The 14818-nt window shown below is 56.8% G+C and carries 11 protein-coding genes; 7 read left to right on the top strand and 4 right to left on the bottom strand.

Annotated elements, in window-relative coordinates:
- The first annotated feature begins 38 nt into the window (after positions 1 to 38).
- Complete coding sequence (locus BQ8011_RS08565; protein ID WP_072456350.1) at positions 39 to 716, top strand: DNA-3-methyladenine glycosylase I; 678 nt, start codon at positions 39 to 41, stop codon at positions 714 to 716.
- Between the two features lie 55 nt (positions 717 to 771).
- The gene (locus BQ8011_RS08560) at positions 772 to 1371 is read left to right on the top strand and encodes a uracil-DNA glycosylase family protein (RefSeq protein ID WP_072456348.1); all 600 of its coding nucleotides are present in this window, start codon (positions 772 to 774) and stop codon (positions 1369 to 1371) included.
- Positions 1372 to 1435: 64 nt separating this feature from the next.
- On the opposite strand, the gene BQ8011_RS08555 is transcribed toward BQ8011_RS08560, so the two are convergent.
- Positions 1436 to 2293, bottom strand: coding sequence for a class I SAM-dependent methyltransferase (locus BQ8011_RS08555; RefSeq protein WP_072456346.1), 858 nt, complete (start codon positions 2291 to 2293; stop codon positions 1436 to 1438).
- Between the two features lie 109 nt (positions 2294 to 2402).
- On the opposite strand from BQ8011_RS08555, the gene BQ8011_RS08550 reads away from it, so the two are divergent.
- The 3 genes from BQ8011_RS08550 (at position 2403) to BQ8011_RS08540 (ending at position 5954) form a co-directional block, all read left to right on the top strand.
- The gene (locus BQ8011_RS08550) at positions 2403 to 3449 is read left to right on the top strand and encodes a threonine aldolase family protein (protein WP_072456345.1); all 1047 of its coding nucleotides are present in this window, start codon (positions 2403 to 2405) and stop codon (positions 3447 to 3449) included.
- A 427-nt stretch (positions 3450 to 3876) separates the two neighbouring features.
- Complete coding sequence (locus tag BQ8011_RS08545; protein ID WP_072456343.1) at positions 3877 to 4617, top strand: nitroreductase; 741 nt, start codon at positions 3877 to 3879, stop codon at positions 4615 to 4617.
- Positions 4618 to 4619: 2 nt separating this feature from the next.
- Complete coding sequence (locus BQ8011_RS08540; protein WP_072456341.1) at positions 4620 to 5954, top strand: YkvI family membrane protein; 1335 nt, start codon at positions 4620 to 4622, stop codon at positions 5952 to 5954.
- A gap of 27 nt (positions 5955 to 5981) precedes the next feature.
- On the opposite strand, the gene BQ8011_RS08535 is transcribed toward BQ8011_RS08540, so the two are convergent.
- From BQ8011_RS08535 to BQ8011_RS08525, 3 genes are read right to left on the bottom strand one after another with little or no spacing between them, the layout of a single operon-like run.
- A complete protein-coding gene (locus tag BQ8011_RS08535; RefSeq protein ID WP_157884995.1) occupies positions 5982 to 7547 on the bottom strand; it encodes a Cdc6/Cdc18 family protein in 1566 nt (521 codons plus the stop codon).
- Positions 7544 to 8695: an ATP-binding protein gene (locus BQ8011_RS08530; RefSeq protein ID WP_072456337.1), complete on the bottom strand. Its 1152-nt coding sequence runs from the start codon at positions 8693 to 8695 to the stop codon at positions 7544 to 7546. Before BQ8011_RS08530 ends, BQ8011_RS08535 begins: the two co-directional genes overlap by 4 nt.
- Positions 8696 to 8753: 58 nt before the next feature.
- A complete protein-coding gene (locus tag BQ8011_RS08525; protein ID WP_072456335.1) occupies positions 8754 to 9359 on the bottom strand; it encodes a methylated-DNA--[protein]-cysteine S-methyltransferase in 606 nt (201 codons plus the stop codon).
- Between the two features lie 74 nt (positions 9360 to 9433).
- On the opposite strand from BQ8011_RS08525, the gene BQ8011_RS08520 reads away from it, so the two are divergent.
- Together BQ8011_RS08520 and BQ8011_RS08515 are read left to right on the top strand one after the other, a co-directional pair.
- A complete protein-coding gene (locus BQ8011_RS08520; RefSeq protein ID WP_072456333.1) occupies positions 9434 to 11302 on the top strand; it encodes a cation:proton antiporter in 1869 nt (622 codons plus the stop codon).
- A gap of 104 nt (positions 11303 to 11406) precedes the next feature.
- Entirely contained in the window at positions 11407 to 14811 is a 3405-nt protein-coding gene (locus tag BQ8011_RS08515; protein WP_072456331.1) for an ABC transporter ATP-binding protein/permease, read from the top strand.
- Positions 14812 to 14818 lie beyond the last annotated feature (7 nt).

Here is a 14818-nt window from a genome sequence, read left to right as displayed (position 1 = left end):
ACGCGAAACAAACAAAAATCCCCGTGAGAGGAAACCCTGTGACTCTTCCCGAAGGCCTCGTCGCCTGCGAGGACGGCCTTGTCCGCCCGACCTGGGCTGCGACTGACCCGCTCTTACGCGACTACTACGACACCGAGTGGGGAAGTCCGGTCACCTCCGAGCAGGGCGTCTTCGAACGCCTCGTCCTTGAGAGCTTTCAATCTGGCCTCTCGTGGTCGACGATCCTCAAGAAACGACAAGCCTTCCGCACTGCCTTCGCATCTTTCATTCCCGAGGCCGTCGCCGCGTTTACCGATCAAGACCGTGAGTGTTTAATGCAGGACGCGGGCATCGTACGGAATAAGCGGAAGATCGACGCGGCTATCACCAACGCGCGGGCAGTCATCGCGCTTCGCGGTACTCTAGCTGCCGAAGCGGACGCACACCGCGCCGGGCGGATGGGGGGTGCGCCGCTTACGCACCTGCTACGGCCTCGGCAATCCTACCCACGCCACCTCGGTGAACTTGTCTGGCTCTACCAACCCAGCCACCAACCTCGGCCGAGGTGTGCACAGGAAGTGCCCGCGCAGACCGAAGAATCCCGCGCCCTTTCGCTCGAGCTCAAACGCCGAGGCTTCGTCTTCGTTGGTCCGGTCACCGCATTGGCCCTGATGAGCGCGATCGGCATTACGAACACCGACATTATTGGCACGTGGAAGCGGCCGTTGACTGAATGAACCAAGCGCTGTTGAGGCCGCTGCGGTCGAATGGGAACGGGTCTAGAGTGGAAATATGACTCCAGAGATTACTGATCCGAGGTTTAAAGCAATCGCAGAGGAAATCCGGAAGGATCCGGAAAATGCCTCGTTCACAAAGCGTGGGATCGATCCGTTGTTCTTCGCAGGACCCGAGTGCCGGATCATGATCGTCGGTCAAGCTCCCGGCCGAGTCGCTGAAGAAAGCGGAATTGTCTGGAACGACCGCAGCGGTGACCGCCTGCGCGATTGGATGGGAATCGATCGCGATACCTTCTACAACTCTGGGAAACTAGCCATTGTCCCCATGGACTTCTACTTCCCGGGCACCGGAAAGAGCGGTGACCTTCCCCCGCGCAAAGACTTCGCGGATAAGTGGCACCCGCGCCTGCTCGAGCTCATGCCCGACCTGAAGCTCACTATTCTGGTGGGCTCCTACGCGACAAAGCGCTATCTGCAGCTCAAATCTTCGGCCTCTCTCACACAGGTCGTCAAGGACTACCGCGACTACCTACCCGAGTTTTTCCCGCTCGTGCACCCATCGCCTCGTAACCAAATTTGGATGAAGAAGAACCCCTGGTTTGACCAGACCGTCATTCCAGATCTGCAAGAGCTCGTCGCTCAGATCATGAGGTAAGTTTCCGAGAGTTTTGTATCCCCGAAGGTAGGCACGTCTTCGGGGAAATCTGTATTCCCGCTTGTTACTCCCACTCGCTTCCGTCAGTGCGCCAGCCAATGAAGGTCCAGACCACGGGGAGCGGGTAATTCAAAACCCACTGTGTCTGAGGCGAATCGCTGTGATCGTTAGAAAGACCGTTCGCAGGCTGCACCGCTGGAACCTCAATGAAATGATCGCGTGCATAGGCATCGAACAAACGTTGCTCACGCGCAGTGAAAGGCTCAGGGCGTGCCAAACGACGCAGGTCAGCCCTGGCCTCGTCAAAGGAATTGAAGCGCATCGGCCGATAGGTGTTCGTCGTTGCAGTGACAGGAATGCGACCGAGGTAACGCAGCGCGCGCAAGACCTCGGGGACGGTACTGGGGCGCTTCGCTTTGCGACCCAAGTAGGTCAAGAGCCTGGGATCCGACGATGGCGGAAGGCTATTCGGGACGACTACTGCGGCTTTGACTCTCGCTGTGGCGTCAAGCTTTGAGATGCGGCTGAGAGTGTGATCGCTCATCAGGGAGCGTGAGGCGAAAGCACAGTCGACGCTGTTCTCTCCCAAACCGGCCCGACTCCAGTCCTCATCCCAGGCAAGCAGATGTGAAGTAATAGGAAGATTCTCGGCGGCGGCGCGCTGATCGAGGATAGCCAGCATGGCCTCGGCAAAGTCGCAGGCGTGGACGTGGTGGCCGGCCCTCGCAAGGGGAAGCGCAAGCGTGCCCGTCGCGCAGCCCATGTCCAAGATCGTCTCGCCCATCGCGGGGGAGAGTAAGTCCATGAGCCAGAGTTCGTAGTCCTCGGTCGCGTAACGGGTAAAAGTCGCCGCGCGTTTGTTCCAGTAGTCTTTGGAATCTCGGTTGATCGAAGCGGGATGCGGACTGTTGTCATGTGGCATGAGTAGTGTCCTTTAGCGGTCTGGCGGCGTCATTACCTTTTCACCATGATAGATGTGGTGCGTGCTCGGCGCGTTATTCCTAAAGTAAAAAGCGTGCAATAATTGTGCAATGACTAATCCAGCTGTAATCCCGAATTTCTCCAGTGACTATCAAGAAGGCGCGCGTCAAGAGGTCATCGATGCCCTGGTCGCCACCAACATGGAGCAAACAAGTGGTTACGGTACCGACGAGCACTGCGAGCGTGCGCGCGACCTGATCCGCACGGCCTGCGACGCGCCCAATGCGGACGTCCACTTCCTCGTCGGCGGAACCCAAACAAACGCCACTGTCATTGATGCGATCCTCCTGCCCTGGCAGGGGGTCATTGCGCCCCACACCGGACACATCAACATGCACGAGGCCGGAATCGTTGAACGCGGCGGTCACAAGATCCTCGACATTCCCGCGAAAGAAGGCAAGATCACGGCCGCAAACGTCATTCGTGTGTGCGACGCGTGGGAAGGCGACGGTGCGCGCGACCATATGATCGCCCCGGCGCTGGTTTACATCTCCCAGCCCACTGAGTACGGGACCCTGTACTCGCTTCAAGAGCTCGAGGACATTTCAGCTGCTTGCCGCGAGCGCGGCTTGAAGCTTTTCGTCGATGGCGCCCGTTTGGCGTATTCCCTGGCCTCTCCGGCAAATGACGTCTCGCTCGCGGATATCGCGCGTCTGTCGGACGTGTTCTACATCGGCGGCACCAAGTGCGGCACCCTTTTCGGTGAGGCTGTTGTCATCCCCGACGGTGGGTCGATTCGCCAATTCGTTACGCAGATGAAGCAGCACGGTGCGCTGCTTGCGAAGGGGCGTCTCTTGGGCGTCCAGTTCGAGGCCTTGTTTGAGGATGACCTCTACCTGACTTTGGGTGCTCCCGGCGTTGCCGCCACTAAGCGAATCCGCGAGGCTCTGATCCGCGCTGGATATGTCGTCACGATGGACTCGCCGACGAATCTGACCTTTGTTGCTTTGGATCAGGCCGGACACGAGCGTCTCTCGCGCAAGGTGCAATACGGTATTTGGGAGACACTGCCTGATGGTCGCCTCTTGGCGCGCTTCTGCACTTCGTGGGGAACCCCCGAAGAGGACATCAAGGCTTTCGAGGCCGCGCTGGCCTAAGCGCTCCCTCCACATGAAGCTGCGCTCGGCACGAAGCTGTGCTCGGCACCGCCCCCTCCACATGAAGCTGCGCTCGGCACCGCCCCCTCCACATGAAGTCGGTAAATGTCATGCGTTATAGCGTGTGTCTTTTCGTGACTTCGTGTGTTAGGCGGGATGAGGTTGCCCAGCTGATCTGACTGCCGGCTCGTTTCCACTCCCTCCACATGCAGTTTGGCCCTGTGCCATGCCTGTTGTGCTTCCCCCACATGAAGTCGGTAAATGTCATGGCTTATAACGCATGTCTTTTCACGACTTCGTGTGACAAAGAGGGCAGGGAAGGTGCGGGAGCGTCGCGTGGAACGAGCTCCCATCGAGACAGGCAGCAAACGGAACGAACTCGCATCGAAACAGGCTCCAACTGACACAAGCACGCTACGCTTGAACAGTGACAACCGACGCTACCAATTTCACTGCCCCTGACTTCTCCGCGCTCGCGGCCTCGCGCCGCTCAATCCGCGCATACACGGATCAGCAGATTCCGCAGGACATCTTGGACGCGATCCTCAAGGACGCGACAACAGCCCCCAGCTGGTCCAACACTCGTGCCTTCCGCGTTGCATTGGCAACAGGGGAGCGCGCCGATCGCCTGCGCAAAGAATATGTGCGACGTTTCGACCAGACCCTGGATATCCAGCACCACAAACGCTTTGCAACGATCAAAACTGCACTCAAGCGCGAACTTCCCGATGGCGATTTCCCCGTCTGGAAGCCCTATCCGAAGGAGCTTCGAGCCCCTCAGGTCGAGGTCGCGAAAATGGTCTACGGAGCATACGGCGTTGAGCGCCGCGACTACGAGGGGCGTGACAACGCGAACCGCCGCAACGTCTCCGCTTTCAACGCCCCCGTCATGGGCTTCGTTTTTGTTCACGAAAACATGCTCCCGTGGAGCGCAATGGACGCCGGTCTCATGCTGCAAACACTCTTTCTTTCAGCGAAAGCTCACGGCATCGACTCGTGTGCAATCGGTGTGCTCTCGGCTTGGCGCGGCCCGGTCGAGCAGGAATTTGAGATTCCCCAGCACTACAAACTGATCACCGGTTTCTGCTTGGGCTACGCAGATTGCGAGGCCCCGATCAACCACGTGAACGCACCCCGCCCGCCGATCCAGCTCCTCGAAGGGAAGTAAGCGTGTCCAAACAGTACCTCTCGGTGGCTTTTGCATATGTGGGAGTGATAGTCGGCGCAGGTTTGGCCAGCGGCCAAGATCTCCTGCAATATTTCCTTGCTTTTGGCGCCAAGGGTTTGATCGGAATCGTAGCCTTGGGTGTGCTGAACGTGATTTTCGGCGTCGTTGCCCTGCAGCTTGGCTCGTACTTTCGCTCAGACAATCACGACGAGGTCTTCGAACGCATCACTCATCCCGTTTTGCGTCGCGTCATTGATGTGGTGCTGATTTTCTCTGCCTTCACTACGGGCTTCGTGATGCTGGCAGGAGCCGGTGCGAACCTCCAGCAGCAATTCGGAGTGCCTACCTGGGCGGGCAGCTTACTGTGTGCCCTGCTTGTCATTCTTACGGCTTTCCTGGACTTCGACCGGATTATGAATGTGATCGGGGTGTTCACGCCCATCATTATGATTGCGATTACCGTTTTAACCATCTATTCATTGGTGACTCCGCATGCGGGCATTGCTGAACTTGACGCTGCCGCGCGTAATGTCACTCCCGCACTGCCGAATCTGTGGCTGGCGACGATTAACTATTTCGCGCTGTGTGTTGTCTGTGGTATTGCAATGGCCTTCGTCCTCGGTGGCTCAATCTTGCGCATTGGTGAGGCGCGTCGTGCCGGTCGTATCGGTGGCTTGCTGATCGCCCTTGTCCTCGGTGCGGATGCGCTTGCTCTGTATCTGAACGTGGATCGTATCTGGGATGTAAACGTCCCGGCTCTTGAGATAGCACGCTCGATTCATCCGCTATTCGCTTTCGGATATACCCTTGTGATTTTTGCGCTGATCTACAACACCGCATTCTCCCTGTTCTATTCGACAGCTCGTCGTTTTTCTGGCGGGTCGACCTCACGAATGCGTCTGGTGCTCATCGGAGTAGTAGCAGCGGGCTACGCGGCTTCGTTCATGGGATTCAAGAAGCTGATCGGGATTATGTATCCGGTCATCGGTTGGTTGGGTGTTGTTCTGCTAATTATTTTGGCAGTCGGCTGGCTGCGCGAGCGTTCTGCAGTCCTGCGCGAGGAAAACCTGCGCCGCAAGCTTATTCGCCTTCTTGTCCGAAAGCATGCTGATGATCTCGAGTTCACGGACGAGGACCGGTTAGAGGCCCGTACGCTTGCGCGCGCTTCCGTCGTTGACGGTGTCGAATTGCGCCGTGATGCCAGTTCGGCTGCTGAGGAAATTGTCGATGCCCAAGATGACGCCGCCGCCTATGCGCGCACTCAGCTTCCCGTCGACGAGGACTTGGTTGCGCAGCAGATTGCCGAGGCCTTACCGGACTCTACCGAGAACAAGTAGTTTCGTCTTGGGCTGGCTTTAGATGTGCTAGTCGCGGGCTTGGTGAGCGTCGCTCAGTGCCCGCGCGCCTTCCTGAGCCTCCTGTGTGGAAGTAATTGTCCCCAAGGCGGCCTCGGCCTCGTCAAAGTTCCCTATGGCGGCTAGCCAACGCACCAGAGTGAGCCGGCTTTGGGGGGATTGGAGTTCCTGGTCAAGACGTTCCGCGCGGGCGACCCATTCGATGATGTCTTTGGAGGGAAGAAGATCTGCCCCTTTCGCGGCTTTTGCAAGGAGATTCAGGCGTGCCGAGGAAATCCCCTCCACATCACACACTTTGATTTCGATCGCCTCGCGCGCGGTGCTGGGGAGTGCCATCATCGGCTCCGCGTCCCCCTGTGCAGCCGATGCAAGTGCATCTTCGACCTCTCCAAGCAATTCAAACGAGGAAGAGGCGGTCAGTCTTTCGGTGCCAAACCATGTCTCAAGGAAAATCACGATGCGAGGTAATAAAAGCGTGTCTGAATCCTTGAGCTGAAGAACAAAACGGGCAAGAGGGTCCGAGAAGTCGTAGTAGCTACGGCGCTGGTCAAGTAGATCCGTGAAAACAGTAGAAACGGGTTTCGTCCACCCTCGTTCGCTGAGGTCGCTCACCGCTTTAGCCACAGAGCGCTGTTCTGCACCCACACGCTCAGCAAGATCTTTAACTGGGAGCGGACGGTTGGCTGCGGCAAGTTCAGCGATCACGAGGCGCTGTAACGGAGAGAGCTGAGCCAGTTGCTCGTAGTAATAGGGTGTGAAGCTGTCAAGACATGTAAGAAGTAAAGTTTTCAGATCGGTAAAACCTGCGGTGTTCAGCGCATTTCCCAGCACTGCCCACACTCGAGGCGTGCCGCCCGTGAGGTGTGTGATTGCGTGGATGCTAGCCATTGCTTCAGTGGATGAAAGATGATCGGCTAGTTCCGAATTGTTTGATTCTCGCGCCAAAGAAGTGAGCATTTCGCGCGCGTCTTCAGGGGAGAAGGGTGCAAGCCGAATCGTGTCGAAGAATCCGAAGAAAGGTGAAGCGGACTCAGAAAGACTGCGATCGAGACGAGCGGCGCTTCCAATGATGAGGATTCTCGTCTCGGTTTGAAGAAAGCTTCGCAGTTTTTGCTGTCCATCTTCTCCAAGAGCAACAAAGATATGGTCAACGTTTTCAGCGAAGACCACAATAGGTCCGTAGGTTCGCAGGGAGTCGCGAAGCTGTGCTTCTAGGGTTGACTCATCCGTGTTTCTCGTAGCGGCGGGGGAAACCCGATCGAGAATCGCAGCAAGAAAGCGCCCATATGACGTGATCGTCCATGGGGCCTCGGGAAGGCGAGCGATACGGACAGAAGGATCATTTTGGCTGGCAATGAGCCGTGTGCAGCGGTGATAAGCCAAGGAAATGACGTGCGTTTTGCCCACTCCGTGAGGGCCAACGAGAAGAGTGTGGTTGGGGCTCGGTGTGTGTCCAAGCTTTTTCACGCGCTTCTCGAGGGTCTTGAGAACCGGTTCACGTGCGACACACACGCGCTCGAGAACCTCCTCAGGCATGAGTGAAGGAGTAAAGCAGGCAAGCGGAACGGTACTCATCGGCGGTCCCATACTCCCTTCTTACGTGCCCAAATGTATTGGAGTGCGGGATAACGCCAACGAACTGAGCGGCCTCGGCGCTCCAAATAGTGATCCTTGATGAGATCTTCAATGACGTCGGCTACCTCCTCACCTGGAGTCAAAGAATCGATGGGAACCCACTCATTCGTCTCAGACAGAGTCTCTTGCAGAATCTGATCCGCGATGCGTGCTCGCTCACCGTAATGCGGTGCGACGCGAGTGAGATAGTGCTCGAACCAACGGAATTCGTCGGGGTCGTCAATGAAATCTTCGAAGCATACACGGACATCGCTGGGCGTAAATGTGGCATAGCGGCCGTGCGCGAGCGCTCCCACGAGCTTATGTAGGAGGAATGGGATCCCCCCGCTCACGTCGACAAGTGCGCGTGAGACCTCGTCGCTGGGCTCATGTCCAACTCCTAGGAGCAGGCGGCGTGCAAGTTCGTCGGCCTCGTCATGGGTGAGTGGACCCAGTGGTAATGATTCAAGATCGTTCAAGACTCCCTGGGTCATGTTGGCTTTACTGAGGACGTGATGGAAGCCGATCGATCCGGTGACAATCCATCGGACTCGTGTGGTCTTTTGACGAAGTGCGCGCAGGGTTTGGAGGATTTCTTCGGCAGCTCCTACTCCTTCGCGCTCGGCAATGTTATTCACCGCCATGGGGACTTCATCCATCATGACCAGTGGAATAAGGTCGTTTTCTTCCCCGTCGAGGGTGCTGAGAATGTCGGTGAGTAGGACGTGTGGAGATGTTTGACGGTGATAGCTCTTAATGGTGATGGGGCTTGAGATCTCGATATCGCAGTTATCGAAGATGGTTTTAAGTTTTTGGAATGCCCGTGAGGGAAGCTTTCCGCCCTGAATGAGTGCATCGGCGGTGCGGATCAGGAAGTCGTTGACCGTGAATACGCCTTCGTAGTCGATGAAGTAGCAGTGGAAGCGCTTTTCTTGTGCGGCGAATGCGTGCATCCAGAAGGTCTTGCCCATGCGCCTTGGGTCTGTGAGGAGGAGGTTTGCTCCTACTTGGAGGCGTTGGCGCGCTCGGGTACTCACCTCGTGACGGCCGACGAAGTTGGCCGGGTCTCGGTCGCTGCCGGGCTGTGGTTCGATAGGCTTGAGCACCATGGCACCCTCCAAAGTACGTGAAATCTTACGTGTAATTATACGTAGATTCTTACGTACGTCAATGATGGCTGTTTATTATACCTTCGCCCGACTCCAGTGAGAGTAAGTAAAGCTTGCGCGCCGGTCCTCCTCCGTAGTGGACCTGGCCCGAGGCCGAGGCCACGCGGTGACAGGGGACGATGAGCGAGAGTGGGTTGTGCCCAACCGCGCTCCCAACCGCCTGGTACGCACGCGGTGAGCCGACCTTTCGCGCGAGATCCGCGTAGGTGACGCACTCTCCGTAGGGGATATCCAGAAGTGCATTCCACACACGCAGTTGGAAGTCCGTTCCGTAGGTGGCCAAGGGAATCGCAGAATGATCGGGGTTCATGCCCGCGAGAAAGTCCTGCGTCCACTGATAGGCCTGTTCCAAGACGGACGCGTTCTGATCGCTCACTGTGCTCCCGTTTGGGGTCCACGCGTGCAAGGCAGCCGCAGAGGAAAGGTGAGCGGGGGAGGAGGCCTCGGCCTCGGAAATCCCAAAAGGATAACCAAAGAAGCGCTGCCCACTCATCCATAGTGCACTCAGGGCCCCATTGGAAGCGGCGCAGGTGATGATCCCCAACTCGCTGGCAAACGAACACAGAGCCAGCGTGGAGTCCTTCGGGATGCTCGCGATACGCATAGGTTCAGATTGGCATAGCGATGATGAATATGCACGCCCCAGACATATGCATGCGTCCCCCGTAAACTATATGTATGGAACCGTTGATGATCGCGCTGTTGGGGATGCTCATTATTGTGGCCTCGCAGTTTATTGCCCCCAAAGTTGGCGTCGCATCACCACTGATCCTGCTCGGCGTTGGACTTGCAATCGGTTTCCTCCCACAGGTTGGTGCAATCGAAATTGCGCCGCACATCATCTTAGAGATCGTGCTTCCGCCGCTGCTGTTTTCAGCGGCTGTGCGTATGCCAACGATGGATTTCCGCCGAGAAATGCAAGCCGTGGCAATGCTTGCTATTCCGTTGGTGTTTATCTCCTCATTCGCCATTGGTTTCCTCATCAACTGGATGGTTCCGCAGATTTCACTGGCGTGGGGCGTGGCGCTGGGAGCTGTTTTATCTCCCACCGACGCGGTCGCCATCACCATTGCCAAGCGCAGCGGCGTCTCGCACCGCATCATTACAGTGCTTGAAGGCGAAGGCCTTTTCAATGACGCCACTTCACTGGTGCTTCTTGCTGCGGCGATGAACGCTGGGCTTGCCGCCGATAACGGTGCCCTCAATCCCGCACTGCTCACGGGTCGTGTCCTCATTGCTCTTGGAATCGCCATTGTGGTCGGCTTAATCGTCGGTGAAGTGGGGGTTCGGATTCGTTCGATCATCAAAGATCCGTCGACGGATACGGTCTTTTCCTTTGCAATGCCTTTCATTGCTTCGATCCCTGCCGAGCATGTGGGTGGCTCGGGATTGGTTGCTGCGGTCGTTGCCGGTCTTGTTGTTTCTGGCCGTCGCGCAGGCATGATTTCCGCGCAAAATAGGCGTTTTTCACAGCAAAATTGGTCAACCATGACTCTCATACTTGAGAGTGGGATCTTCTTGGCTATGGGACTTCAAGCTTTTGGCATCGTCGAAGACGCCGATGGAGATGGCGGCGGATTGGCGCGAGCCGCCGTGATTGCCGTCATTGCGGGCAGTCTCATTATGCTGATCCGTGCACTTTTCATCGCACTCATGCTCACTTGGCTCGACCACCGCAGCAAGCACCGTAAGAGGCGCTACGAGGCCGAGGCTGGGCGCCTCGAAGCCTTCGAGCAGCGAATGGCGCAGGCCTGCACCGTGGACAGCGAGGTTCTGGCATGCCGAAACCTCAGTGAAGAACAGTGGATCAAAACCATTGCCCGCTGGCGGCGCCGCCTCAAAATTGCCGAGCGGCAACACGCAGTGCGCCGATCCGACATCGATTACTTTGAAAAAGAGCCGCTTGGGCCGCGTGAAGCCAGTGTCATTATCTGGTCCGGAATGCGCGGAGCCATCACTCTTGCGGCGGCACAAACAATTTCCGCCGCAGCGCCCATGCGTTCCTTCCTTCTGACGATCGCTCTCTTCATCGCATCTGGTGCGCTTGTTATTCAAGGGCTTTCGCTGCCGTGGCTAATCCGCTTGATCAAGCCCAAGATGGCCTCAGCCGATATCAGTGAAGAAGAACGCGAAGAACTTCGACAGGTCATGAGTTCCGCACTCGTGGATACGGCTCTGGCCCAGGCAATCAAGGAAGTTGATGCTCAGACACTCTTGTCTGCTGGAGTTTCGCGAACCCTGTCACGCCTGGGCAATGTTGTCGACCTGCAATCTTCTCCTTCTTCGGGGGCCGTGAGCGAGCCTCTCCCAGACATCGACGGGGAAAACGAGGCCACTCCCGTGGAAATGAGCGAAGAGGAAGTTGAACGCTCCTTCACTCGCGATCAGATTCGCGAGCTGGCACTTGAAGCCATTCACGCCCAGCGTGATGCTCTTCTTCAGGCTCGCGACGAAGGGATCTTCTCTTCCGCGGCCCTCGAGGGCGCCCTCGCCCGCCTCGATAATGAAGAGATCCTCTTGGTTTCGGGTAAGCCCAGCGACCACTAGCCCCGAGTTTCCCTTACGGTCAACCAGGGGAATCCCCGATGTCGCCCCAGCAGTGATTTTGTTAGCCTTAAAAAGGTCAGCAAATAACGGTCGAAGGAATCCCAGTGCTCGAACTGCGAAATATCGTCAAGATCTACGAAACCGCAAACCTGCGCCAAGTCGCGCTCAATGACGTTTCGGTCGCATTCCGGGATAGTGAATTCGTCGCAATTTTAGGTCAGTCGGGTTCGGGTAAAACGACGATGCTCAACGTCGTTGGCGGCCTGGATCGCTTCCAAAGCGGCGACTTGGTCATCGATGGAATCTCAACGAAGGACTACAAGGCTCGCGATTGGGACGCCTACCGCAACAACCGCATCGGCTTCGTTTTCCAGTCCTACAACCTGATCCCGCACCAGACCATCTTGTCCAACGTTGAGTTGGCGCTGACCCTCTCCGGTGTCTCCCGAGGCGAACGCCGCAAGCGCGCGATGGAAGCCTTGGAACGCGTCGGGCTGGCCGAGCACGTAGGAAAGAAGCCCTCGCAGCTTTCTGGCGGGCAGATGCAGCGCGTCGCCATTGCCCGAGCGCTCATCAACGATCCGGAAATCCTCTTGGCTGACGAACCGACCGGTGCTCTTGACTCCAAGACCAGCGTTCAGGTCATGGACCTCCTGCGCGATGTTGCTCAAGACCGTCTGGTCATCATGGTGACCCACAACCCGGAGCTTGCGCACCAATACGCGACCCGCATTGTCGAGCTTGCGGATGGTGAAGTGATCGCCGACTCGCGTCCTTTCATCCCGGGTACCGAAGAAGTTCGCGAGGCCAAGCCGGTGCGCCGCACCTCGATGGGATTCCTGACCGCGCTTTCCCTGTCCTTCAATAACTTGATGACGAAAAAGGGCCGTACCCTGATGACCTCTTTCGCGGGGTCTATTGGAATCATTGGTATCGCCGCGATCTTGGCCCTTGCGAACGGCACGAACGCATACATCGCCCAAACAGAAGAAGAAACCTTGGGCGCATACCCGCTGACCATTCAAAAGAGCGGGATGGACATGTCCAGTGCCCTGTCTGCGCAAGTGGAAGCCGCTAGCAGTGAGAAGCCAAGCGACGGCAAAGTCGGTGTCTCCAAACTGAGGACCCTTGCAGACAATATTCGCGACGCGAAGACGAATGACTTGGCTTCGTTGAAGGCTTTCCTCGACGGAAACGGCGGGAATGTCAAGTCTTTCGTCAACGCCATCGAATACGACTACGACGTCACCCCGCAGATTTTCCAGGCCGATACCTCGAAGGACAATATTCAGGTCAGTCCCGATCAGGCAATGAATCGGATGGAAACGGGCATGCGCGGAAGTCCCATGTCCTCGATGATGGCCACCAACGCCTTCTACCAAATGCCGCAGGAATCCTCTCTTTACACCTCCTCCTACGATATCCTTGCTGGCCACTGGCCAACTTCAGCGTCCGAAGTCGTCCTTGTCATTGATGAAGACGGCAATATGTCGAACCTGATGGAGTATGTCCTGGGTCTGAAAGACCACAAGGAATTCGATGAATTGATGCGTCAGTACTACTCGGGGACCATCGGCGAGAAGAACTCTGCCACCCCGACTCCGTCCCCCTCGGCGAGCGACGCCCCCGCGGCCTCGTACGATTACGACAAGATTTTGGGGATTAAGTACAAGCGCATCAACGCCGCCGCAAAGTACACATGGGACGAAAACTACAAGGTCTGGTCGGATCACTCTTCCGATAAAGAATTCATGAAGAAACTGATCGACCAGGGCCAAGAGCTGCGCATTAGCGCAATCGTGAAGCCAAATTCCTCGCATGGGGGAGCCCTGCGCCAGGGTCTTGCCTACACCCCTGAGCTGACCCGCCAGATCATTCGCGAGGCCGAGGACAGTCAGATCGTCAAGGATCAGCGGGCGAACCCGAAGACCGACGTGTTTACGGGTAAGACTTTCCAAGAACTTGCGGATTCCTCGAAGGACCGCTCCAACGGTTTTGACATGTCCAGCTTGTTTACGGTCGATCAAAACAAGCTTTCCGCAGCCTTCTCTATCGACCCCTCTGCCATGCAAATGGACCTCTCGGGCCTAGATTTCAGCGGAATGGACCTGTCCAGCCTTGACTTCTCGAACCTTGATTTGTCGGGAATGGACTTGTCGAATATTGATCTTTCGAAGCTTGTTCCCGCCGATGGTTCGGCCGTGCAGATCGATCCCTCGAAGCTCAATCTGGGAGAGCTCACCAAGAGCGTTCCTCAGCTGCAAAATGTTGACTTCCCTGCGATTATCCGCAAGACGCTGGCAGACGGCGCTGTGAAGGACACGGCAGGAACGTACTTAAGTTCGCAGGCAAGCCAGATCCTTCAGGGATTCCAGGACTACGCGCAAAACCAGATTGCCGCGGGTGGCTCCACGGACTTTTCCACGCTGGTCTCTGAGTACTTCTCTCAGCCCTCGGTCATTCAACAGATCAATACCGCCGTCTCTTCTGACCAAGTCGTTGACCGCGAGAAGCTAATGACGAACTTGCAAGCGGCACTTGGAGATGACCCGGCACTCGCCTCTGTTGCCTCTCAGGTGTCAACGGAACTTGCGAATCAAATTTCGGCGCAGATCGCCGCTCAGCTTGGTGGCAATCTCATGCGCGGGGTCTCTGCGGCGATCGGCCAGGTTCTGCAAGAGACCATGGCGACGGCCATGACCCAGATGATGACTCAGCTTTCGCAGACAATTGGCCAGCAGATCAGCGCAACAATGAGCCAATTCGCTACGAATATGAGCAGCGCCTTCCACTTCGATCCCGAGGCCATGGCGTCGGCCTTCTCGTCGAATCTTGATGAGAAGTCCCTTGCCGCCTTGATGGCGACGATGTTCTCAACGAACGTCCCCACGCTTGAGACCAACCTGCGCGATCTGGGGTGGGCTGACCTGAAGTCCCCCAGCAGCATCTCGATTTACCCGAAGTCCTTCAAGGACAAGGATTCCGTCAAGGCTGTCTTAGATCAGTACAACACTGACAAGGAGAGCGCGGGCAAGTCCGACCAGGTCATCACCTACACCGATATCATGGGCGTACTCATGAGCTCAGTGACGAGGATCGTCAACGTGATCTCGTGGCTTCTCATCGCCTTCGTATCGATCTCACTGGTCGTGTCCTCGATCATGATTGCGATCATCACCTATATTTCAGTTCTTGAACGCAAGAAAGAAATCGGCATTCTTCGATCGATCGGTGCCTCAAAGCGCAATGTCTCTGCGGTATTCAACGCGGAAACCTTTATCGAGGGCCTGATTGCGGGCATCATCGGTGTTGCTGTGACCTACGGTATCTGCGGCATGGTTAATGCGATCGCGGAGCAGGGCTTCCAGGTGAGCAACATTGCTCAGCTATCCCCGCTCACCGCGGCAATCTTGATTGCGATCTCGGTCGCTTTGACCGTTATCGCCGGCTTGATTCCGGCCTCGAGGGCATCTCGCCAAGACCCTGTCGAAGCCCTGCGCTCAGAGTAGCCGGACT

The sequence above is a fragment of the Actinomyces marseillensis genome (assembly GCF_900155605.1).
Classification (GTDB): Bacteria; Actinomycetota; Actinomycetes; order Actinomycetales; family Actinomycetaceae; genus Pauljensenia; species Pauljensenia marseillensis.
Note: the sequence above shows the minus strand (reverse complement) of the source record. Positions and strands in the feature narration are given on the sequence as shown.

Excerpts from the sequence above, each read along its gene's own strand:
- BQ8011_RS08560 (WP_072456348.1), top strand. The coding sequence starts at position 772 with ATGACTCCAGAGATTACTGATCCGAGGTTTAAAGCAATCGCAGAGGAA.
- BQ8011_RS08555 (WP_072456346.1), bottom strand. The coding sequence starts at position 2,293 with ATGCCACATGACAACAGTCCGCATCCCGCTTCGATCAACCGAGATTCC.
- BQ8011_RS08550 (WP_072456345.1), top strand. The coding sequence starts at position 2,403 with ATGACTAATCCAGCTGTAATCCCGAATTTCTCCAGTGACTATCAAGAA.
- BQ8011_RS08535 (WP_157884995.1), bottom strand. The coding sequence starts at position 7,547 with ATGAGTACCGTTCCGCTTGCCTGCTTTACTCCTTCACTCATGCCTGAG.
- BQ8011_RS08530 (WP_072456337.1), bottom strand. The coding sequence starts at position 8,695 with ATGGTGCTCAAGCCTATCGAACCACAGCCCGGCAGCGACCGAGACCCG.
- BQ8011_RS08525 (WP_072456335.1), bottom strand. The coding sequence starts at position 9,359 with ATGCGTATCGCGAGCATCCCGAAGGACTCCACGCTGGCTCTGTGTTCG.
- BQ8011_RS08520 (WP_072456333.1), top strand. The coding sequence starts at position 9,434 with ATGGAACCGTTGATGATCGCGCTGTTGGGGATGCTCATTATTGTGGCC.